At 71.2% G+C, this 26198-nt stretch carries 26 protein-coding genes; 15 read left to right on the top strand and 11 right to left on the bottom strand.

Going from position 1 to position 26198, the window contains the following annotated elements:
* Positions 1–1455: a hypothetical protein gene (locus ACH54P_RS34025; protein WP_489907395.1), complete on the top strand. Its 1455-nt coding sequence runs from the start codon at positions 1–3 to the stop codon at positions 1453–1455.
* Here the strand turns inward: ACH54P_RS34025 and ACH54P_RS34020 are convergent.
* Positions 1452–2066, bottom strand: a complete 615-nt coding sequence (locus tag ACH54P_RS34020; protein ID WP_489916788.1) for a DUF2537 domain-containing protein — start codon at positions 2064–2066, stop codon at positions 1452–1454. The genes ACH54P_RS34025 and ACH54P_RS34020 overlap by 4 nt on opposite strands.
* A gap of 31 nt (positions 2067–2097) precedes the next feature.
* On the bottom strand, positions 2098–2904 hold the full coding sequence (locus tag ACH54P_RS34015) for a TrmH family RNA methyltransferase (protein ID WP_489907394.1): 807 nt from the start codon (positions 2902–2904) through the stop codon (positions 2098–2100).
* A 218-nt stretch (positions 2905–3122) separates the two neighbouring features.
* Between ACH54P_RS34015 and ACH54P_RS34010 the strand changes: the two genes are divergently transcribed.
* The 5 genes from ACH54P_RS34010 (at position 3123) to ACH54P_RS33990 (ending at position 7808) form a co-directional block, all read left to right on the top strand.
* Entirely contained in the window at positions 3123–4622 is a 1500-nt protein-coding gene (locus ACH54P_RS34010) for a glutamate-cysteine ligase family protein (protein ID WP_489907393.1), read from the top strand.
* 47 nt (positions 4623–4669) lie between these two features.
* Positions 4670–5266 carry a TetR/AcrR family transcriptional regulator gene (locus ACH54P_RS34005; protein ID WP_489907392.1) on the top strand — a complete coding sequence of 199 codons (597 nt, stop codon included), beginning with the start codon at positions 4670–4672 and terminating at the stop codon, positions 5264–5266.
* A gap of 73 nt (positions 5267–5339) precedes the next feature.
* Positions 5340–6008: a biliverdin-producing heme oxygenase gene (locus tag ACH54P_RS34000; RefSeq protein ID WP_489907391.1), complete on the top strand. Its 669-nt coding sequence runs from the start codon at positions 5340–5342 to the stop codon at positions 6006–6008.
* 256 nt (positions 6009–6264) lie between these two features.
* Complete coding sequence (locus tag ACH54P_RS33995) at positions 6265–6888, top strand: superoxide dismutase (RefSeq protein WP_489907390.1); 624 nt, start codon at positions 6265–6267, stop codon at positions 6886–6888.
* 104 nt (positions 6889–6992) lie between these two features.
* Positions 6993–7808 carry an arylamine N-acetyltransferase family protein gene (locus ACH54P_RS33990; protein ID WP_489907389.1) on the top strand — a complete coding sequence of 272 codons (816 nt, stop codon included), beginning with the start codon at positions 6993–6995 and terminating at the stop codon, positions 7806–7808.
* A gap of 254 nt (positions 7809–8062) precedes the next feature.
* On the opposite strand, the gene ACH54P_RS33985 is transcribed toward ACH54P_RS33990, so the two are convergent.
* Positions 8063–9319, bottom strand: coding sequence for an MFS transporter (locus ACH54P_RS33985; protein ID WP_489907388.1), 1257 nt, complete (start codon positions 9317–9319; stop codon positions 8063–8065).
* Positions 9320–9432: 113 nt separating this feature from the next.
* Positions 9433–9864, bottom strand: a complete 432-nt coding sequence (locus ACH54P_RS33980; protein WP_489907387.1) for a MarR family winged helix-turn-helix transcriptional regulator — start codon at positions 9862–9864, stop codon at positions 9433–9435.
* Between the two features lie 106 nt (positions 9865–9970).
* On the opposite strand from ACH54P_RS33980, the gene ACH54P_RS33975 reads away from it, so the two are divergent.
* Positions 9971–10513, top strand: coding sequence for a hypothetical protein (locus ACH54P_RS33975; RefSeq protein WP_489907386.1), 543 nt, complete (start codon positions 9971–9973; stop codon positions 10511–10513).
* On the opposite strand, the gene ACH54P_RS33970 is transcribed toward ACH54P_RS33975, so the two are convergent.
* Positions 10514–11983: an NCS2 family permease gene (locus tag ACH54P_RS33970; protein ID WP_489907385.1), complete on the bottom strand. Its 1470-nt coding sequence runs from the start codon at positions 11981–11983 to the stop codon at positions 10514–10516.
* Between the two features lie 82 nt (positions 11984–12065).
* Between ACH54P_RS33970 and ACH54P_RS33965 the strand changes: the two genes are divergently transcribed.
* On the top strand, positions 12066–12293 hold the full coding sequence (locus ACH54P_RS33965) for a DUF2530 domain-containing protein (RefSeq protein WP_308673962.1): 228 nt from the start codon (positions 12066–12068) through the stop codon (positions 12291–12293).
* Here the strand turns inward: ACH54P_RS33965 and ACH54P_RS33960 are convergent.
* A complete protein-coding gene (locus ACH54P_RS33960) occupies positions 12290–15112 on the bottom strand; it encodes a sacsin N-terminal ATP-binding-like domain-containing protein (protein ID WP_489907384.1) in 2823 nt (940 codons plus the stop codon). The two genes, ACH54P_RS33965 and ACH54P_RS33960, sit on opposite strands and share 4 nt — an antisense overlap.
* Positions 15093–16502 (bottom strand): DUF3027 domain-containing protein, encoded by a 1410-nt coding sequence (locus tag ACH54P_RS33955; RefSeq protein WP_489907383.1) that lies wholly within the window; start codon positions 16500–16502, stop codon positions 15093–15095. Before ACH54P_RS33955 ends, ACH54P_RS33960 begins: the two co-directional genes overlap by 20 nt.
* A 51-nt stretch (positions 16503–16553) precedes the next feature.
* Here ACH54P_RS33955 and ACH54P_RS33950 point away from each other — a divergent pair, with 51 nt between their 5' ends.
* The 3 genes from ACH54P_RS33950 to ACH54P_RS33940 are packed head-to-tail and all read left to right on the top strand — an operon-like array spanning position 16554 to position 19831.
* Positions 16554–17321 (top strand): glutaminyl-peptide cyclotransferase, encoded by a 768-nt coding sequence (locus tag ACH54P_RS33950; RefSeq protein WP_489907382.1) that lies wholly within the window; start codon positions 16554–16556, stop codon positions 17319–17321.
* 49 nt (positions 17322–17370) lie between these two features.
* On the top strand, positions 17371–19344 hold the full coding sequence (locus tag ACH54P_RS33945) for an MFS transporter (RefSeq protein ID WP_489907381.1): 1974 nt from the start codon (positions 17371–17373) through the stop codon (positions 19342–19344).
* Between the two features lie 10 nt (positions 19345–19354).
* On the top strand, positions 19355–19831 hold the full coding sequence (locus ACH54P_RS33940) for a DUF2771 family protein (RefSeq protein ID WP_489907380.1): 477 nt from the start codon (positions 19355–19357) through the stop codon (positions 19829–19831).
* Here ACH54P_RS33940 and ACH54P_RS33935 read toward each other — a convergent pair.
* Complete coding sequence (locus tag ACH54P_RS33935) at positions 19828–20214, bottom strand: cold-shock protein (RefSeq protein WP_013230216.1); 387 nt, start codon at positions 20212–20214, stop codon at positions 19828–19830. The two genes, ACH54P_RS33940 and ACH54P_RS33935, sit on opposite strands and share 4 nt — an antisense overlap.
* 131 nt (positions 20215–20345) lie before the next feature.
* Here ACH54P_RS33935 and ACH54P_RS33930 point away from each other — a divergent pair, with 131 nt between their 5' ends.
* On the top strand, positions 20346–20582 hold the full coding sequence (locus ACH54P_RS33930; RefSeq protein ID WP_489907379.1) for a hypothetical protein: 237 nt from the start codon (positions 20346–20348) through the stop codon (positions 20580–20582).
* A 50-nt stretch (positions 20583–20632) separates the two neighbouring features.
* On the opposite strand, the gene ACH54P_RS33925 is transcribed toward ACH54P_RS33930, so the two are convergent.
* Complete coding sequence (locus ACH54P_RS33925; RefSeq protein WP_489907378.1) at positions 20633–21250, bottom strand: HAD family hydrolase; 618 nt, start codon at positions 21248–21250, stop codon at positions 20633–20635.
* 94 nt (positions 21251–21344) lie between these two features.
* On the opposite strand from ACH54P_RS33925, the gene ACH54P_RS33920 reads away from it, so the two are divergent.
* Positions 21345–21944 (top strand): TetR/AcrR family transcriptional regulator, encoded by a 600-nt coding sequence (locus ACH54P_RS33920; protein WP_489907377.1) that lies wholly within the window; start codon positions 21345–21347, stop codon positions 21942–21944.
* Positions 21941–22909 carry a R2-like ligand-binding oxidase gene (locus ACH54P_RS33915; RefSeq protein WP_489907376.1) on the top strand — a complete coding sequence of 323 codons (969 nt, stop codon included), beginning with the start codon at positions 21941–21943 and terminating at the stop codon, positions 22907–22909. The genes ACH54P_RS33920 and ACH54P_RS33915 overlap by 4 nt, the downstream gene beginning before the upstream one ends.
* A gap of 407 nt (positions 22910–23316) precedes the next feature.
* Here ACH54P_RS33915 and ACH54P_RS33910 read toward each other — a convergent pair whose 3' ends face one another.
* Together ACH54P_RS33910 and ACH54P_RS33905 are read right to left on the bottom strand one after the other, a co-directional pair.
* Entirely contained in the window at positions 23317–23451 is a 135-nt protein-coding gene (locus ACH54P_RS33910; protein WP_489907375.1) for a hypothetical protein, read from the bottom strand.
* A gap of 61 nt (positions 23452–23512) precedes the next feature.
* Positions 23513–25171 carry an AMP-binding protein gene (locus tag ACH54P_RS33905; RefSeq protein ID WP_489907374.1) on the bottom strand — a complete coding sequence of 553 codons (1659 nt, stop codon included), beginning with the start codon at positions 25169–25171 and terminating at the stop codon, positions 23513–23515.
* Positions 25172–25281: 110 nt separating this feature from the next.
* On the opposite strand from ACH54P_RS33905, the gene ACH54P_RS33900 reads away from it, so the two are divergent.
* Entirely contained in the window at positions 25282–26187 is a 906-nt protein-coding gene (locus ACH54P_RS33900; protein ID WP_489907373.1) for an SMP-30/gluconolactonase/LRE family protein, read from the top strand.
* The last annotated feature ends 11 nt before the right edge of the window (positions 26188–26198 follow it).

Genomic DNA, 26198 nt, shown 5'->3' with positions numbered 1-26198 from the left:
ATGACGGCTTCGGACCAACGCGCCGGGCAGCTCCGCTTCGCCGAGCTGAGGTACCGGGTGTTCACCGGCGCGCCGGTCGTCGAGGTCGCGCCCGCGCTGTGGGGCATCCACCCGACGGCTGTCCGGCAGGCCGCCACTTCGCGCCGGTATCGCGAAACCCCGCCCGGCCAGGCCGGGTTCCTGCGGTTCGAGTTCGCGCCCGGCTTCTTCCCGCGGGACTTCGACCGCGGCCCGGGCACGGACGCCGCCCGGCGGCGGCTCGCGAAGCTGCTCGCCGGGCAGGACCAGTTCTGGGCGAGCACGCGGCGGCTGCGCCTGAGCCGCGCGGACGTCGGCGCGGTCGCGGCGGCCTCCGGGATGGCGGTGGTCGCCGAAGCCGCCGACCCGGGCGACCGGCTGCTGTTGCTGCGCCGGAACGGCCTGCCGGACGAAGAACTGCGGCCGCGCACCACCGGGCGCCGGCTCACCCTCGACCAGGTCCAGGGCATCGCCGTGGTCCTCTGGGTCCTGGGGCTCGGCGCGGGCGCCTGGTTCGCGGCGGCGGCCGAGCGGAAGTGGCCACTCCTGCTGCTCCCGGTCGGACTCGCGGGCGTGCTCGGCGTCCAGTTCCTGATCCGCGCGATCGCCGGCCGGTCACCCCGCATGCCGTGGCTGGACGCGGCGTTCGACGGCCGCCCCCAGGCGATCGTGGCGCCTCCGCCGTCGCTGTCCGCCGAACTGCTCGGCGAGGTCGCTTCGCGGTACGGCTACTTCTTCGCCGGTCCCTGCCACTCCGGCCGGAACAGCAGGAACCTCCTGTTCGCGAAGTGCCGTCCCGGGCTGGTGTTCGGCACCCCCGCCCCGGCCGTCCCGCCGAGGCCGGCCGCCTTCGCACTCCTGGCCGAGTCGCCCGGCCGGGAGCAGTGGCTGCGCAACCACCTCGACGGCCGCGACGAGCTGTGGGTGAGCGCCCGGCACGCGAAGCTGCCGCCGTCCCGCGTCACCGAAATCGCGCGCGGCGAGGGCCTCTTCCCGGTCGCCGAATTCGCGGACCCCACCGACCGGATCCTGCTGCTGCGCCGCGCCTCGCCGGCCCGGCCGGCCGCCGGGCGGAAGTTCCGGATGTCGTTCGCCGGCTTCCTCGCCCCCGCGGCCTGGGCCCTGCTGTGCTTCGGCGGCAGCGCCGTGACCAGCGCGATCTCCGGCGACGAACGCATCTTCGCGATCGGCTTCGCCCTCACCGTGCTGGGCGTGCCGCCGCTGCTGTGGGTGCTCCGGATCTTCCCGCGCTCGACCCGCGTCGGCTGGCTGGCGGAGGAGTTCAACGGCCAGGACGGCGTGACGTTCTTTTCCGGCCAGTTCGACGTCTCCCCGGAACTGGTCCGCCAGATCGCCGTCTCCCGCGGCTACGTCTTCCGCAGCGAGACCTCGACGGCCGCCCAGGGCGCGCTCGTCACCTACGTCCGCCGCCGCTAGAAGGCGATCACCAGCACGCCGACCCACGCGATCACGACGCCGCCCGCCGCGCCGTAGGCGGCCCAGCGCAGGATCGGGGTGCGGCGGACCAGCCAGAGCGACGGCGTGATCCCGGCCGTCACGACCACCGAGGCCACCAGCGCCAGCCAGCCGCTGGTCTCGCGGGCCAGCGTCGAGGCCAGCGCCAGCAGGGCGACGACGACCACGGCCGCGATGAACGCCGACACCGTCAGCCCGGTCAGCCACGGGGTCGGTTCGCCGGGCGGGCCGGGCGGGCCGAGCACCGCCCGGATGAAGCGGTGGCCCGGTTCGGTGGGGCGCGGCGGCGGCTCGACGACCGTTTCGGCGCCGGTCACCGGGTCCGTGAACCGGACGGTCGTGCCCATCACCGAAGCCAGCCTGCCGGCCAGCTGGCGGCCGCGCTGCGAGACCACCGCGGCCGCCTCCGCCCCGGAGGGGTCGGCGGAGACCGCGGACGCCACGCGCGCCCACTCGTGCAGGGCCTGCGCCAGGTCGGCGCCGATCGCGAGCTTGTGCGGGTCCACCTCGCGCGCGTGCTCCCCGCCGGGACCGGCCAGCACGGCGCGCTCGTCGCGGATCCGCAGCTCCATGGTGTCCTTTCGCCCGGCCTGGAGGATCACCTTAGCCACCCGAGGCCAGTTCGTAGAAGGCGATCGCGGCGGCCGTCGCGATGTTCAGTGAGTCGACTCCCGCCGGCATGGGTATCCGGACCGCATGATCCGCCGCCGTGAGCGCCGCCTCGGTCAGTCCGGGGCCTTCCGCGCCGAACAGCATCGCCACCCGCCCGGGCGCGTGCTTCCGCAGTTCGCGCAACGGGACAGAACCCGGCCGCGGTGTGAACGCGGCGACCGCGAACCCGCGCGCCCGCAGGTCGTCGAGGCCGCCCGGCCAGTCCGCCAGGTGCCCGAACGGCACGCGCAGGACGTGTCCCATCGACACGCGCACGCTGCGCCGGTACAGCGGGTCGGAACAGCCGGGGCCGAGCAGCACGCCGCCGACGCCGAGCGCGGCCGCGTTGCGGAAGAGCGCGCCGAGGTTTTCGTGGTCTCCCACGCCTTCCAGCACGGCGATCGTGTCCGCGCGGGCCACGACTTCGGAAACCGTCAGCGGGGCCGGCCGGTCGGCGACGGCGAGGATCCCGCGGTTGAGGTGGAAACCGACCACGTCGGCCATCGTCTCCGCGGAAGCGACGTATTGGGGCGCCTCGATCCCGGCCAGTTCGCCCGCCAGCTCGGCGAACCGCCGTTCGACGCCCAGCAGGGCCCGCACCGGGTAGCGGGACGCCAGCAGCCGGGACACCACGACGGTGCCCTCGGCGATGACGAGTCCCTTGCCACCCGGGCGGTCCGGGCGCCGGTCCGCTGTGGACAGGTCGCGGAAATCGTCGACCCTCGGGTCGTCGCGGTCGTCGATGTGGATCACGCCCATCCGCCCAGTCTGTCATCCGCTTGCCCGGCGCCCCACTGGTCCGAACGTCGAGCCCGGCGTACTGCGAACGGCGGCATTTTGCTTTCGGTTAACTCGTCGTGACAGAGAGCACCAGTTTGGCCGCTAGCCCGGCTGCATCGCCTGTGAAACGGTTGTCCGCCGGGGCCGGAAACACGTCCTAGTTCCACGTTCCACGCCGACGCAAAGCAGGGATGGTCATGGGGATGGACCTCGCGGCTCAACCGTTCAACACGCTGGACCGCGGACGGTACCGCCGCAAGGTGCAGCGTTGCCTGGACACGTTGGCCCGCATGCTCACCGACGGCAGCTTTTCGTTCCCCCGCAAGAACATCGGCCTCGAGGTCGAGCTGAACCTCGTCGACCGCGAGCTGCGCCCGTCGATGACGAACACCGCCGTCCTGGAGGCGCTGGACGACCCGTCGTTCACCACCGAGCTGGGCCAGCACAACATCGAGCTGAACGTGCCGCCGCGGCCGCTGGCCGGCGATTCGGCCCTCCAGCTCGAAGACGACCTCCGCGCGTACCTCGACACCGCCGCGACGAAGGCCCGCGACACCGGGTCGTCGCTGGCCATGATCGGCATCCTGCCGACGTTGAAGCACGAGCACTTCGACCAGAAGTGGCTCACCAACAAGGCCCGCTACGCCACGCTGAACGACCAGATCTTCGCCGCGCGCGGCGAACGCACGGTGCTCGCGATGGAAGGCGCGCCGCTGCCGGGCCAGCAGCCCGAGCGCCTGCGCAGCTACGCCGAGTCCATCCTGCCGGAGGCCGCCTGCACTAGTGTGCAGCTGCACCTCCAGGTCGCGCCGGAGGAGTTCGCCGCGCACTGGAACGCGGCGCAGTGCCTGGCCGGGCTGCAGATCGCCCTCGCGTCGAATTCGCCGTTCCTGCTGGGAAAGGCGTTGTGGCACGAAACACGCATCCCGCTGTTCCTGCAGGCGACCGACACCCGGCCGGAAGAGCTGAAGAACCAAGGCGTGCGCCCGCGCGTGTGGTTCGGCGAGCGCTGGATCACGTCGATCTTCGACCTGTTCGAGGAGAACGTCCGCTACTTCCCCGGCCTGCTCCCGGAAACCGACGCCGAGGACCCGATCGAGGCGCTCGACGCGGGACAGGCGCCGAAGCTCACCGAGCTGCGGATGCACAACGGCACCATCTGGCGGTGGAACCGCCCGGTGTACGACGTCGTCGACGGCCTGCCGCACCTGCGCGTGGAGAACCGGGTGCTGCCGGCCGGGCCGACGGTCGTCGACACGGTGGCGAACGCGGCGTTCTTCTACGGCGCCCAGCGCGCGCTCGCCGAGGCGGAACGCCCGGTGTGGAGCCAGATGTCCTTCCAGGCCGCGGAAGAGAACCTCTACGCCGGGGCGCGCCGGGGCTTCGACGCGCAGCTGTACTGGCCGGGCATCGGCTGGATCCCGCCGGACGAGCTGGCGCTGCGCGTGCTGCTCCCGCTCGCGCACGAGGGCCTGCGCCGCTCCGACGTCTCCGACGAGGCCCGCGAGCGCTACCTCGGGATCATCGAGCGCCGCTGCCTCGCGCGGCGGACCGGGGCGACCTGGCAGCGCGACTACGTCGTGCGCGCCCAGGAACGCGGCATGGATCGCGAGGCGGCACTCAGCCTGATGCTCGGGCGCTACCTGGAGCTGTCGGAATCGGGCGAGCCGGTGCACACCTGGCCCCTGGCCGACTGACAAGCGGAGCTTTCACGTGAAAGCTCCGCGCCCGCTAGCCTGGGTCGATGCCGAAGATTCTCGGTGAGTCGCTGGAAGCACACCGGCGTGAGGTGCGTGCGCGGGTCTTCGAGGTCCTGCGCGCCCAGCTCTACGAGCGCGGCTTCGACGCGATCACGCTCGCCGGGGTCGCGTCGGCGGCCGGGGTCGGGCGGACCGCGCTGTACAACCACTTCCCCGACAAGGAAAGCCTGCTCGTCGCCTTCGTCGAGGACGAAGCCGCGCGGTACGTCACGCGGCTGACCGAGGCCGTCGAGGCGCACGCCGACCCGGTCGACCAGCTGGCCACCTTCGTCCGGCTCCAGCTGCGCGTGCTGGCGGAGTACCACATGCCGCCGGGCACGGCCCTCGCGTCGGCGCTGGCGCCGGCGGCGTACCGGCGGATCAGCGCGCACGCCGACCCGATCACCGACCGGCTGCGCGCGATCCTCGCCGGCGGCGTCGACCTGGGGCGCTGGCCCGCCGAGGACCCGGACGTCCTGATCCCGATGATCACCGCGGCGCTGGGCAACCGGACGCTCGTCGACGGGCCGTCCGAGCAGCTGGAAGACGTCGTCGAGGCGGCCGTGCGGTTCGTGCTCCGAGCGGTCGGCGCGTCGATTTAGGGTAGCCTAAGCGCCAGTTGTGCCCTACGATCTTTCTGACAGCGTGTCAGATCGATCGCCGGGAGGCCTGCTCATGTCGGTGACCACGGACCTCGACACCCGTCCGTTCTCCGCGGCGCTGCGCGCGTCGACCCTCGAAGTCCACGACCGCGCGAACTACTCGGCCTACATGCGCGCCCTGCTCGGCGGGGAGCTGACGAGGGACGGCTACACCCAGCTGGCGATCCAGTACTACTTCATCTACGGCGCGATCGAAGCGGCGAGCGACGCGATGGCCGGTCACCCGGTCGGGGGCGAGTTCGTCTTCGAAGAGCTGCGGCGGCTGCCCCGCCTGGAGCGCGACCTCGCGCACCTCGTCGGCCCGGACTGGCGCTCGGCGATCGAACCGCTCGCCTCCACGCGCGAGTACGTCTCCCGGGTGCGCGAAGCGTCCTCGTGGGCCGGCGGGTACGTCGCCCACCACTACACGCGCTACCTCGGCGACATCGCCGGCGGCCAGGTCATCCGCCGGGCGCTCGAGAAGAACTACGACGTCGCCGAGGCGGGCGCGCTGTTCTACCACTTCGACGAGATCGGCAGCGCCCCGAAGTTCCGGGACCGCTACCGCGCGAAGCTGGACAACGCACCGTGGGACGAGGCCGAGCGGGCGCGGGTGATCGACGAGACACTCGTGGCGTTCGAGTGCAACGTCGCCGTCTTCGACGAACTGGCCCTGCGGCTCGACGAGTTCCGCGCCGCCTGAATGATCGTCGTCACAGCTCGTTGACCTCCAGTTAAGTCCAAGTAGCAGGCTCGGTTTCGGGTGGTGCACCTGCTGGGTACGCCACTTGAGGACCGCCGTCCCACGCTGCACCAACCGGGGCTCCGCCCCGGGCCGGGGGCTCCGCCACCCGGACCCCCATATCGGTGGGACGGCCACCCGCCCCCGCTCGCCGCGGAGGACGGTGTGCTACTAGGTTCGATACCGGAAACTTGTGTCGAAGACAGAAGGAGGGCCAATGGCCCGCTACGAGCTGCCCGATCTCGACTACGACTACGGCGCCCTCGCGCCCCACATCTCCGGCGAGATCAACGAGCTGCACCACAGCAAGCACCACGCGACCTACGTCAAGGGCGCGAACGACACGCTCGACAAGCTCGAAGCCGCCCGCGACGCGAACGACTTCGGCTCGATCGTCGGCCTGGAGACCACGCTGGCCTTCAACCTGGCCGGCCACGCCAACCACGTCGTGTGGTGGAAGATCCTGTCGCCGGAAGGCGGCGACAAGCCGACCGGCGAGCTGGCCGCGGCGATCGACGAGGCGTTCGGCTCCTTCGACAAGTTCAAGGCGCAGTTCACCGCCGTGTCGACCACGATCCAGGGCAACGGCTGGGGCGCGCTCTCCTGGGACCCGATCGGCAAGACGCTGATCACCCAGCAGCTGCGCGACCACCACAACAACCTGATCCTGCCGACCGTGCCGATCCTGCTGGTCGACGTCTGGGAGCACGCGTTCTACCTGGACTACAAGAACGTGAAGCCGGACTACGTCAAGGCCCTGTGGAACATCTTCAACTGGGCCGAGATCAGCAAGCGCTTCGACAACGCCGTCGCCGGCGGCAACGGCCTGCTGCTCGGCTGAGCGTCGCGGGTTCGGACGGGGTCCTCTTCTCGGAGAGGGCCCCGTTTTCGTCGCCGGGTGAAATGGCTTGACCTCGAGTGCGGTCGAGGTGTGAGAGTGAGGCCATGGACGTCGACGCGTATCTCGACCGGCTCGGTGTGGAATGGCCCGCGGCGGCCGACCTCGCGACGCTGCGCCACCTGCAGGAGCGCCACCTGGCCGCGGTCCCGTTCGAAAACCTCAGCATCCACCTCGGCGAGCCGATCGAACTGGACGAGGAAGCTCTCTTCGGCAAGGTCGTGCACCGGCGGCGCGGCGGGTTCTGCTACGAGCTCAACGGCCTGTTCGCGGCGCTGCTGCGCGAGCTCGGCTACCGGGCCTCCCTGCACGCGGCGCAGGTCTTCCGCCCCGACGGCACGCTGGGCCCGCCGATGGACCACGCCGCGATCGTCGTCGAGCTCGACGAACCGTGGCTGGCGGACGTCGGCTTCGGCCGGTTCGCCCGGCACCCGCTGCGACTGTCCGGCGTGGACGCGCAGTCCGATCCGGACGGCGAGTTCCTCGTGCTGGACGCGCCGCACGGCGACATCGACGTGCTGATGGACGGCAAGCCGCAGTACCGGCTGGAGCGCCGCCCGCGGCCGCTGGCCGACTTCATCCCGATGGCGTGGTGGCAGGCGACGTCGCCCGAATCGCACTTCACGCGCTCGCTGACGTGCTCCCGCCCGACGTCCCAGGGCCGCGTCACGCTGTCGGGCGAAAGGTTGATCGAGACGGTCGACGGCGTCCGCCACGAGGTGCGGCTGGCCGGCGCCGAAGCGCTCCACACGGCGTACCGCGTGTACTTCGGGATGACGTTCACCCGCCTGCCGGTGCCGCCGGGTGAGAGTCCCTTGACGAGCGCCGCCGCGCGGCCCGACACTGCCGTGCGAGTGCCGTGAAATGAACGGAGCCCCGGCCTGGGGTTCCCAGGGCCGGGGCTCCGTCCGTTCCCGAACTGACTGCCGCTCCCACCACGAAGCGGACATGTATGAGGTTAGCCTAACCTCATCTCCCGGACAAGAGGATCGTCCGAGAGACCCCGATCTCACTCGTCCGGGGGAGGGCCTGACGAACTCCTCGCCGAACATGAGAGCCCGCACCGAGTGCTGGAGGCTCGGAGGCCGAAGACCCCGTCAGCAGCCGTAGGCCGCCGTCAGGCCTTCGCGCGCTTCAGCACCCGGAGCCCGAACCCGCGCTGCACCGGCCACGAGACGCCACCCCGCCGGATCAGCACGATCGCGCACACGACCGCGGCCGCCGCCGACACCGCGCCACCGATGTAGAACGGGGACCGGCCGCCGAAGGCGTCCGCCATCCAGCCGACCATCGGGCCGCCGACCGGGTTGCCGCCGATCAGGACCAGCACGTACAGGCCCATCACGCGGCCGCGCATCTCGGGGCTGACCGACGTCTGCACCAGGGCGTTCGCCGTGTTGAGGAACGTCATCGTGGCGAAGCCGAGCGGGATCAGGCCGAGGCCGAACGTCAGGTACGTCGGCATGAACGCCGTGATCAGCTCGAACACGCCGAGGAAGAACGCCGACACGAGCATCAGGCGCACCCGCGGCCTGCCCTTCGTGCCACGGCGGGCGGACATCACGGCGCCGGTGAAGGTGCCGACCGCGACCAGCGTCGACAGCAGCCCGTAGCCGTCGGCCGCGGTGTGGAAGACGTTCGCCGCGACGATGGGGAGTGAGCTGAAGTACGTGATGCCGAACGTGCTGACGAACAGCACCAGCACCATCACCGTCATCAGGTCGGACCGCCGCCGCACGTACCGCAGGCCCTCGGCCAGCTGACCCTTCTCGCGCGGCACCGCCGCGACGCGGAACAGCTTGTCCGGGTTCATCAGGAGCAGCCCGACGATCACCGCGACCGTGCTGGCCGCGTTGGCGATGAACAGCCAGCCGGTGCCGATCCAGGTGATCGCGAAGCCGGCGATCGCCGGGCCGACGATCCGGGCCATGTTGAAGATCGACGAGTTCAGCGCGACCGCGTTGGCGATCTGGTCGCGCCCGACCATCTCGGCGACGAACGACTGGCGCGTCGGGACTTCGAGCGCCGCCGTGATGCCGAGCGTGAAGCACAGGACGTAGACCTGCCACAGCGCCACCAGCCCGGAGATGTCGAGCACCCCGAGCACGACGGCCTGCGAGCACGCCGCCACCTGGATCCAGGTGAGCAGCCGCCGCTTGTCGACGCGGTCGGCGAGGACGCCGGCCCACAGCGACAGGAACAGCGTCGGCGTGAACTGCAGCGCCACCGCGATCCCGAGGGCGATCGGGTTGTTGCCGCTGAGGGTGAACACCAGCCAGTCCTGGGCGATGCGCTGCATCCAGGTGCCGATGTTCGAGATGACCTGGCCGGTGAAGAACAGCCGGTAGTTGCGGACCCGCAGGGAGGCGAACATGCTGCGGCGCTTGGATCCGGACGGTGGTGAAGCGGACGGCGGTGGCGCCGTGTCCCGGGTAGCAGTGGTCTCGATGGAACGCTTCGTTTCGCTACCCGTGGCCGTCACCGTGGTTAGTTCCCCGCCATCCTGTCTATGATTTCGGCGGCTTTGGAGAGCACTTCGCGCTCTTCGTCGCCGAGTTCCGCCAATTGCCGGTCCAGCCAGGCCTCCCGGACGGAGATCGCCTTCCGCACGTAGGCCAGTCCGCTCTCGGACAGCTCGACGATGGCCTGCCGGCCATCGGTCGGGTGCGGGCGCCGCTCGACGAAACCCATCTCCTCGAGCGCGGCGATCACCCTCGTCATCGAAGGTGGCTGGACGCCTTCCTTCGCGGCGAGCTGCCCCGGGGTCAGCGCACCGCACTTGTGCAGGGTGGACAGCGCGGCGACCTGCGTCAGCGTGAGGTCGTCCCCGACGCGCTGTGCCCGCAGCCGGCGGTTGAGCCGGACCACCGCGAGACGCAGACGGCTCGCCAAGGAGCGGTCGTGCGTGTCGCCGGACATATAGTTAGCATACCTTACGAATCTTCCGTCGATCGGGTGATCTCCGTCAACCGGCAACCTGGAATACGCTCGCGCGTCCTCATCCAGGAACGGATCTGGGGGTCGGATGAACAAGAAGCTGGTGGGTTCCGCCGTGGTCGCCGCGGCGGCCGTGGCCATCGTGGTGGCGCTGCTCTGGCCCCGTGACGACGCTCCGGCGGCCGCGGCTCCCCCGTCGCCGGCGCCCGCGATCGCCCAGGGCGCGTTGGAGGTCTACCGGCTCCCGGACGCGGACGGTCCCGGCTCGGCGATCGAGATCCCGGTCCCGTCGACCTGGGCCGTGAGCCGCGACAAGGAGCGCGCGAGCTACCGCCAGGGCGACCTGCTGCTCGAGACCGATCGGGTGCCGATCACGCAGGAGGACGCCCTCGGCGGGCTCCAGGCGGTGGCCGGCAGGCAGGGTGGCACCGTGACCGACCACGCCCCGATCGCCGACCGCGACGCCGCGGAGTGGGACTACACCTACGAGCGCGACGGCGTGCCGCGGCGGGTGACCGTGGTCGGCGTCGGCGCCGGCGACGCACTGGTGACGGTCCGGTTCGAGGCCCCGGTCGCCGAGTTCGAGCGCAACCGGGGTGTCCTCGACGAAGCCCTGAAGATCAGGGGCTGATCAGCGGAACGCCGCCTGGATCGGCCCGACCGCGAAGTAGGCGACGAAGGCCAGCGCGATCACCCACATCAGCGGGTGGACCTGGCGGGCCTTGCCGGTGGCCGCGCGGATCACGACGTAGCTGACGAAACCGGCGCCGATGCCGTTGGCGATCGAGTACGTGAACGGCATGACGACGATGGTCAGGAACGCCGGCAGCGCGATCGAGTAGTCGGTGAAGTCGATGTCGCGGACCTGCGACATCAGCATGGCGCCGACCACGACCAGCGCCGGCGCGGCCGCCTCGACCGGCACGACCTGGTACAGCGGGGTCAGGAACATCGCGGCGATGAACAGCACGCCGGTGACGATGTTCGCCAGCCCGGTCCGCGCGCCTTCGGCGATGCCCGACGCCGACTCGACGAACACCGTGTTCGAGCTGGCCGAGCCGAACCCGCCGGCCGCGCCCGCGAGGCCCTCGACGAACAGCGCTTTGCCGACGTTGGGCAGCTGGCCGTCCTTCGGGAGCAGGTCGGCTTCCTTCGCGAGGCCGGTCATGGTGCCCATGGCGTCGAAGAAGTCGGCGAGCACCAGCGTGAACACCAGCAGGCAGACGGTGATGATGGGCAGCCGCGTCCAGGCTCCGAACGAGACGTCACCGACCAGCGAGAGGTTCGGCAGGCCGAACACCTGGTCCGGGAGCGCCGGGTAGCCGAGGTTCCAGCCCTTCGGGTTGGTGCCCCGCGACGGCCCGGCGTTGACGATCGCCTCGACCACGATGGCCAGCACGGTCGAGGTCAGCACGCCGATCAGGATCGCGCCCTTGACCTTCCGCACGACCAGGATGCCGGTGACGAGCAGGCCGACGACGAACACCGCGGTCGGCCACGAGGCGATCGAGCCGTTGATGCCGAGGCCCACCGGGACGGTGGTGTGCGCGGCGTCCGGCAGCCGGCGCACGAACCCGGCGTCGACCAGGCCGATCAGGCAGATGAAGACGCCGATGCCGACGGCGATCGCGGACTTCAGCGCGGCCGGCACGGCCCGGAACACCGCCGTGCGGAAGCCGGTGAGCACGAGCGCCACGATGATGACGCCCTCGATGACGACCAGGCCCATCGCCTCGGGCCAGGTCATCTGCGGGGCGATGGTGACCGCGACCAGGCTGTTGATGCCCAGGCCGGTGGCGATGGCGAACGGGTAGTTCGCGATCAGGCCCATGAGGATGGTCAGCACGCCGGCGACCAGCGCGGTCACCGCGGCGACCTGCGGCACCGGCAGGATGCCGCCGAGGACGTCCTTGTGCGCGCCGGCGTCGTCGGCCGAGAAGCTGCCGATGATCAACGGGTTGAGCACCACGATGTAGGCCATCGTGACGAAGGTGACCAGGCCGCCGCGCAGCTCGCGCGACACGGTCGAACCCCGCTCGGTGATCTTGAAGAACCGGTCCAGTGTGGACGTCCCGGTGCGGGTCGTCTCCTGCTCCGCCATTCGCCTGCCCATTCTGTCGCTGCTGCGGAGTACCCTTCACCACGTGAGTGAACCGATCAATCCACCGGAGGTTACGGGCTCGTTGCGGCACACGCCGGAGCTGCCCAAGAGGCTGACCGACCTGACGCCGGTGGTGATCGTAGGCACCTCGATCTGGGCTGTCGCGCTGGTGGTGCTCTTCTTCACGACTTCGGGGCTGTGGGTGCAGACGGCGCTGTCCGGGTTCGCGCTCGGTTTCGTCGGGCTCGCGATCATCGGCTGGCAGCGCGCCGCCGCCCGGCGCGGGTCGAAGTCGGCCCAGCGCCTCTAGGCCAGCAGGGTCCGCGGTGACGGGTCGTCGAGCAGCGCCGTGATCAGGTGCCGGTCCGGCCAGCGACCGGCCGCCCAGGCGAAGGCGCGAGCCAGGCCTTCCGACGTGTCGGCCGCGTGCAGCCGGTCGTCGGACCACCACTGCACGTCGTGGTCTTCGCCCTGGATCGACACCGTCAGCGGGTCGTGCACCAGGACCCCGCCGTCCGGCAGCCGGATGCCGAGCTGGTCGGCGACGAGCTTCACCGCGGGCAGCTCGACCCAGGGCGCGTACTCGCCTTCGCTGGTGACCCGGGCTTCCTCCGTGCCGGCGAGCGGCAGGTCGAGCAGGCTCGCCAGCCGGTCCGGTTCCTCGGGCGCGACGACGTACTGGTCCGGTTCGAGCGCCCCGGCCACCCACGGCACGTCCAGGACCAGCGCGTCGTCCACAACGGACCCGTCGGCGGCCCGGACCGCGCGCGGCGGGCGGGGCTCCAAACCGGACTCGACGACGGCGTCGTAGGCGCGCGTGGCCAGTCCGGGCGAGATCGTGCGCTCCGGGTCGGCGAGCCGTTTCAGCACGTCGTCCGCTTCATCCACAGTGGACAGGCTCAGGTCGGTCCGCACGCCGGCGGCCTTGAGCAGGTCCTCGCTCAGGCCGACGTCGGGAACCTCGTCGTACAGCCCGGCGAGGTCGGCTTCGGGCAGGCGCCACTCGTTCGGGGCGAGGCCGCCGAGCACGGCGTACTGGGCGATCCACCAGGCCGCGTGGCCGCGGGGGGTGTGCAGGGCGTGCCACGTCTCCGGGCGGGCGGCGAGCAGGCGCAGCGCCGCGGGCCAGGCGTCGTCGGCGACGAGGTCGAGGTCCCGGATCGCGACCAGCGTCGACGGCGGCTCCGGCAGCGAGTCCCACCAGGCTTCCTCGTCGGGGAGGTCGTGGTCGGGCTCGTGCGGCTCGTCGTCGACGACCAGCGCGAAGGAGTCGAGCACCCCGGCGGCCTTGAGCGTGGTGTCCGGCCAGTCCCCGGCGAAGTCGTCGTCGAGGACGTCGAGCGCGCCGTCCTCCTCGAAGACCTCTTCGTCGAAGATCTCCAGCAGCGGCGACCCCGGGAGGAGGAGTTCGTCGGCGCGGCGCCAGGTGTCGGTGGCCGGGAGCGCGAGGGCGCCGACCCAGCCCGGCGCGTCGTCGCCGCAGTCGGCGATCAGCCGGAGGACCGCGCCGGCCAGGGTGGTCCCGTCCAATCCGGACCGGACGTCCTCGACGCTGCGCTCGACGGCGTCGCGCAGCTGGTCGGCGTTGAGCAGCTCGCGGGCGTCCGCCTGCTTGGCGCCCAGGCGTTCCAGCAGCGGGTGCGACGCGGCGGGGTGCACCAGCCGCAACCCCGGGATGTCCACATCGGACAGGAGGTCGAGCAGTTCGGCCGAGCCCTCGACGAGCAGGCAGCCACGGGCGCCCGGCAGCGTCCGGCCGTCCGACAGCGGCACCGGCAGACCGTCCAACCTGGACGTGGCGAGCGCGTGGGTGTCGACGGCGAGCGCGAGCGCCGCGTAGACGTCCCGCCACCAGCTCGGCTCCCGGCTGACGCCGGTCAGGGTCTCCAGCACCTCTTCGACGCTGATCACCTGCACGGCGACGACTTTCAGCGTCTGCGCGGGCGCCGCGCCCTTGAGCAGCCCGGGCACGAGGTCGGCGAGCAGCGCGGGCAGGCCGGGCACGTCGACGTCGAGAACGCGGGCCTGGCGGCCGGAAACCTCGTTGCCGTCCTCTGTGGACAGCCAAGGTTCCTTGCTGAGGTTGGCGATCACTTCGTCACGCAGCGTGGCGTCTACAGTGGACTTCGGGAAGCCGGGGCGCGGGACGAGCGCGAATCGCCTCTCCGGCGGCAGCAGCCGGACGAGCTCGACGTATTCGGCGGCCGCGTTTTCCAGCGCCTTCGTCAGGTCGGGCCCGGGGAGCGCGCGCCGTCGCGACGGCTCGACCGGCACGGGCGCGAGCAGCCGGGCGGGCAGCGACAGGCCGTCATCGGTGGGGGTCGGCGCGTGCAGGACGTCCTCTTCGACCGGCTGCGGAGTGCCGTCCTCACCGACGGGGACCGCCCACACGACGTCGCCGCGGTGGGTGAGCCAGCGGGTTTCCCCTTCCGGTCCGCGGATTTCCACGACGTCGCCCTCGGCCGTCCGAGTCCAAACGCGACCGTCGACGTCGACCTCGGCCAGCCACGGCAGCGCGAGGAGGAGATCGCCGATCTGGTGCTTGAGGTCGTCGAGCAGGGCCTGTCCGTCGACGTCGTCCCGCAGCGGCAGCCGGACTTCGGTGTCGAACCCGGCGGGGACGTCGGCGGGCGCGGGCCAGGGCAGCCGCAGGACGGGAACGTCCCCCTCGATCCCGGCGGCTTCTCTCGTGCGAGCCGCGGAAAAGACGACACCACCGGTGGTGGAGCTGACGCGCGGTTCATCGGAAACGGTCCGCACGGCGGCGAACCCGACTCCGAACCGCCCGACGGTTCCCCCGGTCTTGCCGGACGCCCGCAGGGAGGCGAGCGACGCCACCCCGCGCGCGTCGAGCGGGGCACCGGTGTTGGCGAACCGGAGTTCCCGGTCCACAAGGGACACCCGAAGCCGCCCGGGCGCCCCGGCCGCCACGGCGGCGTCGGCGGCGTTCTGGGCGAGCTCGACGAAGAGCCGATCCCGATAGGCGCCGACGCGCAGATCACGCTCGACGTTGGTGTCTTCGGTGAGCCGGGTCGGCGAGTCCTGCCAGGCGCGCAGGGTCGCTTCCCGCAGCCGCGCGGTGCCGAAGGGATCGGCCCCGAGCGACGGCTCAGGCGTCCCGCTGGTCACCGGTCGCTTCGTCGATCCGGGCCTGCGCTTCGTCGGCTTGGTCGGCTTCGTCAGTGGAAGGCACGACGACGGCATCGGTCACCTCAGCCTGAGTGGGCTCGGCTTCCGAAGGGTCAGCGATGTCGTCCTCGACCGGTGCATGGGTTGCAGCCACCTCCGGCTCAGCCGCCACGAGCTCGGCGGCCACCGCGGCCTGCGACTGGGCGGCCACATCGGCCTCCGGCTCAGCGGCCTGAGGCTCGGCGGCCACCTCAGCCTGAGTCGGCTCCGCATCCACGGGCGCGGGAACATCCGCGACCGGCTCCGCATCAGCCTGGACTGGCTCGGCAACGGCATCGGTCGCCTCGGCCTGCACCGGCTCCGCTTCCGCAGGTTCCGGCACATCAGCCTCGACCGGCGCGGGCACCTCTACCGCCTCGGCCGACTCCGCAGTCTCCGCCACCTGCGGCTCGGCAACCACATCGGTCACCTCGGCCTGCGTCGGCTCCGCCGCAACTACCACCGGCTCCACGACCGCCGCCGGTTCCGCGGCAGCCTCCTCGGCAACTACCTCCGGCTCCACCTCTGCCGGCGACACATCCGACTCCGCCACCCCCGTCTCCGGCTCGGCCGCCGGGGTCTCCACGACCTCCGGGGCCGGTGTGAAGTCCAACAGGGAGTCGTCGTACACGAGCTCGGCCACCGGGACCGAGGACGTCACCTCGACCTCTACCTCCGAGTGCGCTCCGCAGCCGTACTCCACGTCGACCACGTGGCCGTCCGCGGGGGCTATGTCGTTGCTGCACACCCCGAACACCCCGCGCAACGAACCCGCCAGGGGCACGAAGAACCCGCACGTCCCGCACACGTCCGGCGCGCTGCGCGCCATGTCCGACCGGGGGCCGAACTCGCCTCCGTGCCAGCGGGTGGCCGCCTCCGCGCGGCCGTAGCGGGACAGCACGTGGACGCGCCCCAGGCCCACCTCGTGCGCCGTCTCCTCGACCGCCGGGTCGTCCGACTGGAGGTACGCCGGTACCAGGCGCGGGTCGTTCTCGTCCGTCGGGAAGATGTCGCCGACGCCCAGGTCGCCCGCCCGGACGCGGCGCTCCCACGGCACCCACGGCGGCGCGATCAGCGCGTCCGGACCGGGCACCAGCACGACCTCGCTGACCGTCACCGGCTCGTCGTCGCCCGCGAGGGCGACCGTCACCGACCAGCGCCAGCCGCCGTAACCCGGCACCTGGGCCTCGAACAGGTGACTCGCCGTGACCGCGTCTTCGCGGCTGACCCCCACATGGGCGCCGAGCTGCTCCTCGGGTGCGTCCTCCAGCACCGCAGCTCGCGCGAACTCCACCGCGTCGGCGAGTTTGCGCTGCACGGAGCCGTCGTCCAGGGTCAGCAGCAGAGTCATGCGGCCAATTGTGCCGCACGCATCCGCGGCGCCCGTGCCAGGCTGTTCAACGTGCGCACGCCGATCGTCACCACGCTCCTGCTCGCCGCCGCGCTCGGCGGCTGCGCCGGCGCGCCCGAGCAGGACCCCGGCCCGGAACAGCTCACCGTCGAGGTGGTCTCGACCCTGCCGCACGACCCCGCCGCGTTCACCGAAGGCCTCGAGTTCGACGGCGGCACGCTCTACGAGAGCACCGGCCTGGCCGGGCGGTCGACGCTCACCGCGGGCCCGGCCGGCGGGCCACCGGAGCGAACCGCCACGCTCCCGTCGCCGCTGTTCGGCGAGGGCGTCACCGTCCTCGGGCCGACGCTGTGGCAGCTCACCTGGCAGGACGGCTTCGCGATCGAACGCGACTCGAAGACCCTCGCCGAGCTGCGGCGGGTGCCGTACCAGGGCGAGGGCTGGGGGCTCTGCCACCAGGACGGCGGACGGCTCGTCATGAGCAACGGCTCCTCGCGGCTGACCTTCCGCGACCCGAAGACGTTCGCCGTCACCGGCGGCGTCGACGTCGGCCGCGATCAGCTCAACGAGCTCGAGTGCGTCGGCGGCGACGTGTACGCAAACGTTTGGCACACCGACACGGTCCTGCGGATCGACGCCGCCACCGGACGCGTCACCGCCACGATCGACGCAGGCCGGCTCCGCGCCCAGCTGAACAAAACCGGCGCCGAGGACGTGCTCAACGGCATCGCCGCCGTGCCGGGCACGGACGAGTTCCTGCTCGCCGGCAAGCAGTGGGAGATCACGTTCCGGGTGAGGTTCGTCCCGAAGAACACCTAAAGCACGGATGAGCAGGCGAGACCGACCCCCGGTAGGGCAGGATTGAGACGTGGCACTCTTCGGCTCCCGCTCCGACTCCGACGGCACCAGGTCGGGGCGGCAGCGCGGCCGGAAGTCCAAGCGGCGCTGGACGCCGGAGCCGGGCGCGGCGCAGGCCAAGCCGTGGCGGGAGGCGGTCGCGCCCACGCGCGCCGAGCACCAGAGCCCACCGCCACCCACCCGAGTCGAACACCAGAGCGCGCCGCCGCCCACCCGCGTCGAACACCAGAGCCCGCCGCCCACCCGCGTCGAACGGCCCGTCCCGCCGCCGCCCCGGCAGCCGCCGCCCCCTCGGCAGGCCGCGCCGCGGGTGCCGAACGCGAACGAGGCCCCCACCGCCGCCGCGCCGACGGGTCACCGGCCGCCGCCCCCGCCGCCGCGCGGGGCCCGGCCCTACCCGCCGCACGACCCGCAGCGCACCGAGCCCATCCGCCGCGAGCCGCCCGGCTTCTACCAGGGTGAGCGCTATCCCGGCAGCGGCGAGTACGAGCACTACGACACCGGCGGCTACGCGGGCGAGCCGCGGCCGCCCGAGGCCGAGGCCGGGCCGCCGCGGGAGGAACCGCGGACGCCCGGCGGCACGCCGAAGCTGCCGAAGAAGATCACCGTCACGCGGGTGGCGGCGATGCGCAGCCGCCAGCTGACCGGCCAGGCCGTCGGCGCCTTCCAGCGCGCGACGAAGGCCGACGGCGCCGAAAAATCCGGCCTCACCTCGCTGACCTACGCCGTGATGCTGAACTACGCCAGCGACGCGGCGATGGCGATCGCGCTGGCCAACACCCTCTTCTTCGCCGCGACCAGCGGCGAGAGCAAGGGCAAGGTGGCGCTCTACCTGCTCATCACGATCGCGCCGTTCGCGCTGGTCGCGCCGGTGATCGGGCCCGCGCTCGACAAGGTCCAGCGCGGCAGGCGGCTGGCGATGTGCGCGTCGTCGATCGGCCAGGGACTGATGGCCGTCGTGATGGCCCTGCACTTCGACGACTGGCTGCTCTACCCGGCCGCGCTCGGGATGATGGTGCTGTCGAAGTCGTTCACCGTGCTCAAGGCGGCGGTGACGCCGCGGGTCCTGCCGTCGGAGATCACGCTCTCCAAGACGAATGCCCGCCTCACGACGTTCGGCCTGGTCGCCGCCGGCGTGTTCGGCGCGGTGGCCAGCGGCGTCAACGCGATCTCCGGATCGGCGGGCGCGCTGTGGTTCACGGCGCTGATCTGCGTCGCCGCGGCGGTGCAGTCGATGCGGATCCCGGCCTGGGTCGAGGCGACCGAGGGCGAGGTGCCGACATCCCTGTGGGCCCACCCGAAGGAGAAGAAGCGCCGTCAGCCGATGGGGCGCCACATCGTCGTCGCGCTGTGGGGCAACGGCTCGGTGCGCGTGCTCACCGGCTTCCTCATGATGTTCGCCGCGTTCGCCGTGAAGGCGCAGACCGAAGGCAGCGGGCAGACGCCGTTCATGCAGCTGCTGCTGCTCGGCGTGATCGGCGCCGCCGCGGGGGCCGGCGGGTTCCTCGGCAACGCGCTGGGCTCGCGCCTGCACTTCGGCAGCCCCGACCAGGTGATCGTCGGGTGCGTGGCGGGCTGCGTGCTGGCCGCGCTGGTCGCGACGCTGCTGCCCGGCCTGGCCACGGCCGCGATCGTCGGCCTGATCGGCGCGACCGCCAGCGCGCTGGCGAAGATCAGCCTCGACGCCGTCATCCAGGAGGACCTGCCCGAGGAGTCGCGCGCGTCGGCGTTCGGCCGCTCGGAGACCGTGCTGCAGCTGGCCTGGTGCTTCGGCGGCGCGGTCGGCCTGCTGCTGCCGCCGACGTACTGGATCGGCTTCCTCGTGGTCTCGATCCTGCTGGCGGTCGGCCTGACCCAGACGTACCTGGTGCGCCGCGGCGGCTCGCTCGTGCCGGGCCTCGGCGGCGACCGGCCGCTGCGGCCCGAACCGACCGGCAGCTTCCCGGCCCAGGGCCTGCCCGGGGACCCGACGGCCCGCCGGTAGGCTCCGGCGCATGCGACGTTCCCGGGTGGTGGCCCTGCTTGCGGCCGGAGGGTTCGCGGTGGCCGGTTGCTCGGCGCCCGGCCCGGCCGAGGTCACCTTCTACGCCGACGGCCACACGATCCGCTCCACCCCGGTGCTCACGTGCGACTACTCGCAGCAGCTCGCGCAGCCGTGCAGCGCGAAGGGCACCACCCAGACGCTGAAGGTCCGCCCGGGCAAGCCGGTGCAGATCTCGGTGCCCGGTGAGGTCGCGGACGCGCCGTGGCAGATCGTCTACGAGTACGTGACCCCGCAGGGCGAGTACAAGCAGAGCGACCCGATCCCGTTCACGTCGCTGGACCGCTACGCCTACACGGTCACGCCGCCGACGCCCGCCGACCGCATTTCGGCGGTCGACGTGCAGAAGTACACCGCCGTGCTGAACTCGAGCACGGGTGAGTCGGGCCTGCTGCCCAGCGACGTGTGGGGTCTCCGGCTGGAGGCCTAGGGATCGATGTCCCGGGCGACCGCGCGCATGATCTCGGCGATCTGCTTGGTGTGCTTGCGATCCGGGTAGCGGTTGCGCCGCAGGTCCGGCTGCACCTTCAGCTCGAGCAGCTTGATCATGTCCTCGATCAGGCCGTGCAGCTCCTCCGCCGGGCGGCGCCGCGCCTCGGCGACGGACGGCGGCGGGTCGAGCAGCCGGACGGAGAGCGCCTGCGGCCCACGGCGACCGTCGGCGACGCCGAACTCGAGCCGTTGCCCGGCCTTGAGCCCCTCGACGCCCTGCGGCAGCGCGGCCTTGCGAATGTAGACGTCGGCGCCACCGTCCTGCGTGACGAAGCCGAACCCCTTCTCCGCGTCGTACCACTTGACCTTGCCGGTCGGCACTTCCCTCACCAGTCCTTCTGCTGTCCGCTCACGACGAACGCGCCCGGGGGCGTACCCAGGGCGCGCTCGGTAAAGGGTATCTCGCCACAGGCCCTGGGGAGAAGTCGATACCTGCGGATACCCTCTGCGTCATGAAGACCACGTCGAAGGAGGCCGCGGTGGCTACCCCCGGCAAACCGTTCCTGATGCGCCTCGGCATCGGCTTGTTCGGCATCGGCATGCTGGCCGTGCTCGCCGTGTTCATCATGTTCGCCGCCGGCCTGGAGAACCTGCCGATCTGGCTGTCCGTCGCCGCCGCTGTGGTCACCCCGCTGGGCTTGCTGCTGGGCCTGATCGCGCTGGTCCGCGAGGCGCGCGCCAAGAATTAGCAGCGCAGCGCAGCCGCTTCGTTGAGGGTGGCGGCGGGGGCATGGATGGATCAGGAGACGGCCGCGAAGGTGCGCTCGAACCAGTCCGGGAACTCCGTCAGCGAGTCGAACACCACTTCGGCACCTTCGCGCAGCAGGAGCATGCGGTCGCACGGCCCGGTCGTGACGCCGACCGGGATCGCGTTGGCCGCCAGCGCGCCCCGGACATCGCCGGCGTGATCTCCGACATACACCTTCGCGTCGTGCGCCAGGAGCGCCTCGGCCTTCTGCGTCGACCACAGCTCGCCGACGAGCTCGTCGACCTCCAGGCCGAGCGCGTCGACGTGCAGCTGCGCGTTGGGCCCGTACTTGCCCGTGACGACGAGCGTGCGGCCGCCGGCGCGGCGCACCGCCCGCAGCGCCTCCGCCGCGCCCGGCAGCGCGACGGTGATCGGCACGACCAGCTCCGGGTACAGCGCGCGGAACCGGTCGACGAGACCCGGGATGCGCTCCTCGGGCGCCTCGAAACCGCGCAGGATGTCGTCGAGCGGCGGCCCGAGGTTGGCGGCGAAGTGCTCGCCGTCCAGTGGCAGCCCGGACTCGGTCCCGAGCGCGTTCATCGCCGCGACCATGCCCGGTCGCGGGTCGATCAGTGTCATGTCGAGGTCGAACCCCACGGTGATGCCCACCCCAGCACCGTAGCTGCCACCACCGACAGATTTACACGTCAACCGATCATGTACAGCGTCTTGACACCAGAGTGATCTGTGTCAAGGTGAGGGTGTGACCAGCTTCACCGACCGGACGAAGGCGTCCCTGCGGGAAGCCCTGCTCGACGCCGCCGCCGACCTCCTGCCGGAGGGCGGTTACGCGGGGCTGCGGATGGCCGACGTCGCGGCCAGGGCCGGGGTGAGCAGGCAGACCGTCTACAACGAGTTCGGCAACAAGGCGGCGCTGACCCAGGCGGTCGCGCTGCGCACCGCGTCGGAGTTCCTCGACGGGATCCGGCAGCGGTTCGAAACGGCGGACGGGCTCCTGGCCGGCATCCACCACGCCGTCGTCTACACGATCGAGCACGCGCGGGAGAACCGCCTGGTCGCGGCGGCGCTCGGCACCGAAGCCGGCGAGGACCTGCTGCCGCTGCTCACGACCAGGGGCGAGCCGATCCTCACCGCGGCCGCGGACCTCGCCGCCGAGCAGTACCGGGAGTTCGAACCGGGGCTGTCCGCCGAAGCCGCCGCCCTGCTCGCGGAGACCGTGGTGCGGCTTTCGCTGTCGCACCTGGTGCTCCCGACGCACTCGGCGACGGAGGCGGCCGACGCCGTCACCACCGTGCTGGCCCCCGTCATCCGCCAATTCGTCCACAATGGAGTGAAACGATGACCGACACGCTGCCCGAACTGCGGACCGGCTTCTCCTCGCTGCGCAAGGGCGGGCTGAACTGGGATTCGTTCCCGCTGCGCCTGTTCGCCAAGGGCAACAAGAAGTTCTGGAACCCGGCGGACATCGATTTCAGCCGCGAACGCGAAGGCTGGGACACGCTCAACCCCGAGCAGCAGCGGAGCACGACGTACCTGGTCGCGCAGTTCATCGCCGGCGAGGAGGCCGTCACCGAGGACATCCAGCCGTTCATGCGGGCGATGTCGGCGACCGGCCGGTTCGGCGACGAGATGTACCTGACGCAGTTCTGCTTCGAGGAGGCCAAGCACACGGAGGTGTTCCGGCGCTGGATGGACGCGGTCGGGCTGACCGACAACCTCCACCCGTACGTCGCGGAGAACCCGCACTACCGCAAGCTGTTCTACGAAGAACTCCCGCAGTCGCTGCGGGCGCTGGAGGACGATCCCAGCCCGCTCAACCAGATCCGCGCGAGCGTGACGTACAACCACGTGATCGAGGGCAGCCTGGCGCTGACGGGGTACTACTCGTGGCAGCTGATCTGCACCCAGCACGACATCCTGCCGGGCATGCAGGAACTGGTCCGCCGCATCGGTGACGACGAGCGCCGCCACATGGCGTGGGGCACGTTCACCTGCCGGCGGCACGTCGCCGCGGACGACTCGCTGTGGGACGCGGTGCAGCAGCGGATGGGCGAGCTGCTGCCGCACGCGCTGAACATGATCCAGTGGGTGCAGGACCAGTTCGAGGAACTGCCGTTCGACAACGACCCCCAGGAGATCGTCCAGTACGCGGCGGACCGGGCCCAGCGCCGCCTGGGCGCGATCGAGTCGGCGCGCGGGATGCCGGTGGAGCAGATCGACCTGGACTACTCCCCCGAGCACCTGGAGGACACCTTCGGCGAGGAAGACGCGAAGGCGATCGCGGAGGCCGCCGCCGCGGTCGGCTGACGTGGGCCGTGAAGGCCTCCTCACCGGCTTCTTGCCCCGGTGAGGAGGCCTTCACGGGCTTGTCACCAGTCCCAGATGCGGTTCACGCGATCACCAGTCCCAAACGCGGTTCATGCGATCACCAGTCCCAGTGTCGGTTCATGGCTTCACCAATCCCAGTTTCGGTTCACTGCTTCACCAGTCCCAGAGTCGGTTCACGGGCTTCACCAGTCCCAGCTTCGGTTCACGGGCTTCACCACTCCCAGCCTCGGTTCATGTCCTCACCAGTCCCAAGCGCGGTTCATGCGGTCACCACTCCCACTGACGTTGCATTCGGTTCATGTCCTCACCACTCCCAAGCGCGGTTCATGCGGTCACCACTCCCACTGACGTTGCATTCGGTTCACCAGTCCCAGAAGCGCATCGCGTCACCAGTCCCAGGCGCGGAGCCACTCGTTCCCGCGGCTCCAGTCGTTGCCCGGGGACCAGTCGTTGCCTGGGGACCAGTCGTTGTTCCGGGACCACTCGTTGTTCCAAGCCCAGTCCCAGCCTCGTCCGGTCATGCCGAACTCCCTTCGGGAGACAATCCTTGCGAAGGTGTCACGCCCGAGGGGCCCGGCCGGTTTAGGCGTGCTTCGCCGCGGCCGCCTTCTCGAGGCCGAGCAGGCTGATCGACTTCTCACGCATCTCGACCTTGCGGACCTTGCCGGTGACGGTCATCGGGAACTCGTCGACGACGTGCACGTACCGCGGGATCTTGTAGCGCGCGAGCTTGCCTTCGCAGAACTCCCGCACCTTCTCCGCGGTCAGCGGCTCCGCGCCTTCGCGCATCCGGACCCAGGCCATCAGCTCTTCGCCGTACTTCTCGTCCGGGACGCCGATGACCTGCGCGTCGAGGACGTCCGGGTGCGTGTAGAGGAACTCCTCGATCTCGCGCGGGTAGAGGTTCTCGCCGCCGCGGATGACCATGTCCTTGATGCGGCCGGTGATGTTGACGTAGCCGTCGCCGTCCATGACCGCCAGGTCGCCGGTGTGCATCCAGCGGGCCGCGTCGATCGCTTCGGCCGTCTTGTCCGGTTGCTCCCAGTACCCGAGCATCACCGAGTACCCGCGCGTGCACAGTTCGCCGGGCTCGCCGCGCGGCACCGTCAGCCCGGTTTCCGGGTCGACGACCTTGACCTCCAGGTGCGGCCCGACACGGCCGACCGTGGAGACGCGGCGCTCGACGGAGTCGTCCGACCGCGTCTGCGTCGACACCGGCGACGTCTCCGTCATGCCGTAGCAGATGGACACCTCGCTCATCCCCATCCGGTCGATGACCTGCTTCATCACCTCGACCGGGCACGGCGAACCCGCCATGATGCCGGTGCGCAGCGAAGACAGGTCGAAGCTCGCGAAGTCCGGGTGGTTGAGCTCGGCGATGAACATCGTCGGCACGCCGTAGAGCGACGTGCACTGCTCGGCGGCGACGGCTTCCAGGGTCGCGCGCGGGTCGAACGCCGGCGCCGGGATCACCATGCAGGCGCCGTGGCTGGTGCAGGCCAGGTTGCCCATCACCATGCCGAAGCAGTGGTAGAAGGGCACCGGGATGCAGACCTTGTCGTATTCGGTGTAGTTGCAGAGCTCGCCGACGAAGTAGCCGTTGTTGAGGATGTTGTGGTGGCTGAGGGTGGCGCCCTTGGGGAAGCCGGTCGTCCCGGATGTGTACTGGATGTTGATCGGGTCGTCGGCCGACAGCCCCGCCTGCAGGTGCGCCAGCTGCCCGGGGTCGCCCCGCCAGCCGGCGTCCAGCAGCCGCTGCCAGCTCTCGCCGCCGAGGACCACGACGTGTTCCAGTGCGGCGCACTTCTCCCGCACCTCGTCGACCATCGCGGGGTAGTCCGACGTCTTGAACTTGTCCGACGCGACGAGCAGCCGGATGCCGGCCTGGTTGAGCACGTACTCCAGCTCGTGCGACCGGTACGCCGGGTTGATGTTGACCAGGATCGCGCCGATCTTCGCCGTCGCGTACTGCAGGAACGTCCACTCCGCGCGGTTCGGCGACCAGATCCCCACCCGGTCGCCCTTCCCGATGCCCTGCGCCACCAGCCCCAGCGCGAGCGCGTTCACCTCGGCGGCCAGCTCGCGGTAGGTCCACCGGCGGCCGGCGGTCCGGTCGACCAGGGCGTCCCGGTCCCCGAAGGCGCCCACCGTCCGATCGAAGTTGTCGCCGATGGTGTCCCCGAGCAGCGGGACCTCCGAGGTCCCCGAGGCGTAGCTCGGCAGGGCGGGCGCGTCAGGCATGGTGCCTCCTGAAGTCGACGATGACTGCCGCCGAGTCTAGAAACCGCCGCACCCGGCAGCCAGCGGTGGCAGGATGCCCTTCGCGAGAGGGACGACCGGGAGGGAACCCGATGCGAAGAATCCTGGCTCTGCCGTCGGCGATCTTGGTGCTCGTGCTCGCCGTGGCCGCACCGGCCTCGGCGGCGACCCGGGTGATCGTGCTACCCGGTGCCACGTCCGCCGAAGGGATCACCCCCGCCGGCGGCGGCACCTACTACACCGGCGACCTCATCGCCGGCACGATCTTCCGCGAGGACGTCCGGCGCGGCACCGCCGAGCGCTTCATCGAGGCGCCGCCCGGTGCGATGGCGGCCGGGGTGGACCTCGACCGGCGCCACGACCTGCTGTTCGTCGCCGGCGGGAACGGCGGCAAGGCCTACGTCTACAACGTCCGCACCAAGGCGAAGGTCGCGGACTTCACCTTCGGCGACCCGCAGACGTCCTACGTCAACGACGTGGCCGTGACCCCGCAGGGCGCCTGGTTCACCGACTCGTACCACCCGCAGCTGTTCTTCGTGCCGGTCGTGTCCGGCGGGCTCGGAACGCCGCGCACCCTCCCGCTGAGCGGGCCGGGCGCGGGCGGCTCGCCCGGCACCTTCTTCATGAACGACATCATCGCCACGCCGTCCGGCGACACCCTGCTCGTGGCCGCCACGACGCCCGGCAAGGTGTACACGATCAACCCGGTCACCGGAGCCAGCAAGGAGATCGCGGGCGTGACCGCGCCCAGCGTGGCCAGTCTCGTGCTCGAAGGGCACCGGCTCTGGGCGGTGCAGCTCGACGACACGATCAGCCGGTGGTGCCTGGACGGCGACCTGAGCCACGGCGATCCCGCCGGCACGATCACCGACCCGCTGTTCGACCAGCCGGTGTCGGCGGCGAAGGTCGGCAACCGGCTCGCCGTCGTCAACTCCCACATCTTCAGCGGCTACCCGCCCACCAGCCCGACCTACGAAGTCCTCCTCGTCGACGCGTGACCGGGTCGCCG

Source organism: Amycolatopsis sp. N2S4-7 (genome assembly GCF_058119595.1).
The sequence above is the reverse complement of the archived record's forward strand: the minus strand, read 5'-3'. Positions and strand labels throughout refer to the sequence as shown.

Excerpts from the sequence above, each read along its gene's own strand:
- ACH54P_RS33940 (WP_489907380.1), top strand. The coding sequence starts at position 19,355 with ATGCGACGTTCCCGGGTGGTGGCCCTGCTTGCGGCCGGAGGGTTCGCG.
- ACH54P_RS33905 (WP_489907374.1), bottom strand. The coding sequence starts at position 25,171 with ATGCCTGACGCGCCCGCCCTGCCGAGCTACGCCTCGGGGACCTCGGAG.
- ACH54P_RS33955 (WP_489907383.1), bottom strand. The coding sequence starts at position 16,502 with ATGACTCTGCTGCTGACCCTGGACGACGGCTCCGTGCAGCGCAAACTC.
- ACH54P_RS33990 (WP_489907389.1), top strand. The coding sequence starts at position 6,993 with ATGGACGTCGACGCGTATCTCGACCGGCTCGGTGTGGAATGGCCCGCG.
- ACH54P_RS33900 (WP_489907373.1), top strand. The coding sequence starts at position 25,282 with ATGCGAAGAATCCTGGCTCTGCCGTCGGCGATCTTGGTGCTCGTGCTC.
- ACH54P_RS34005 (WP_489907392.1), top strand. The coding sequence starts at position 4,670 with ATGCCGAAGATTCTCGGTGAGTCGCTGGAAGCACACCGGCGTGAGGTG.
- ACH54P_RS33975 (WP_489907386.1), top strand. The coding sequence starts at position 9,971 with ATGAACAAGAAGCTGGTGGGTTCCGCCGTGGTCGCCGCGGCGGCCGTG.
- ACH54P_RS33980 (WP_489907387.1), bottom strand. The coding sequence starts at position 9,864 with ATGTCCGGCGACACGCACGACCGCTCCTTGGCGAGCCGTCTGCGTCTC.
- ACH54P_RS34015 (WP_489907394.1), bottom strand. The coding sequence starts at position 2,904 with ATGGGCGTGATCCACATCGACGACCGCGACGACCCGAGGGTCGACGAT.
- ACH54P_RS33970 (WP_489907385.1), bottom strand. The coding sequence starts at position 11,983 with ATGGCGGAGCAGGAGACGACCCGCACCGGGACGTCCACACTGGACCGG.
- ACH54P_RS34010 (WP_489907393.1), top strand. The coding sequence starts at position 3,123 with ATGGGGATGGACCTCGCGGCTCAACCGTTCAACACGCTGGACCGCGGA.
- ACH54P_RS33915 (WP_489907376.1), top strand. The coding sequence starts at position 21,941 with ATGACCGACACGCTGCCCGAACTGCGGACCGGCTTCTCCTCGCTGCGC.
- ACH54P_RS34000 (WP_489907391.1), top strand. The coding sequence starts at position 5,340 with ATGTCGGTGACCACGGACCTCGACACCCGTCCGTTCTCCGCGGCGCTG.
- ACH54P_RS33995 (WP_489907390.1), top strand. The coding sequence starts at position 6,265 with ATGGCCCGCTACGAGCTGCCCGATCTCGACTACGACTACGGCGCCCTC.
- ACH54P_RS33985 (WP_489907388.1), bottom strand. The coding sequence starts at position 9,319 with ATGTTCGCCTCCCTGCGGGTCCGCAACTACCGGCTGTTCTTCACCGGC.
- ACH54P_RS33910 (WP_489907375.1), bottom strand. The coding sequence starts at position 23,451 with ATGACCGGACGAGGCTGGGACTGGGCTTGGAACAACGAGTGGTCCCGG.
- ACH54P_RS34020 (WP_489916788.1), bottom strand. The coding sequence starts at position 2,066 with ATGGAGCTGCGGATCCGCGACGAGCGCGCCGTGCTGGCCGGTCCCGGC.
- ACH54P_RS33930 (WP_489907379.1), top strand. The coding sequence starts at position 20,346 with ATGAAGACCACGTCGAAGGAGGCCGCGGTGGCTACCCCCGGCAAACCG.
- ACH54P_RS34025 (WP_489907395.1), top strand. The coding sequence starts at position 1 with ATGACGGCTTCGGACCAACGCGCCGGGCAGCTCCGCTTCGCCGAGCTG.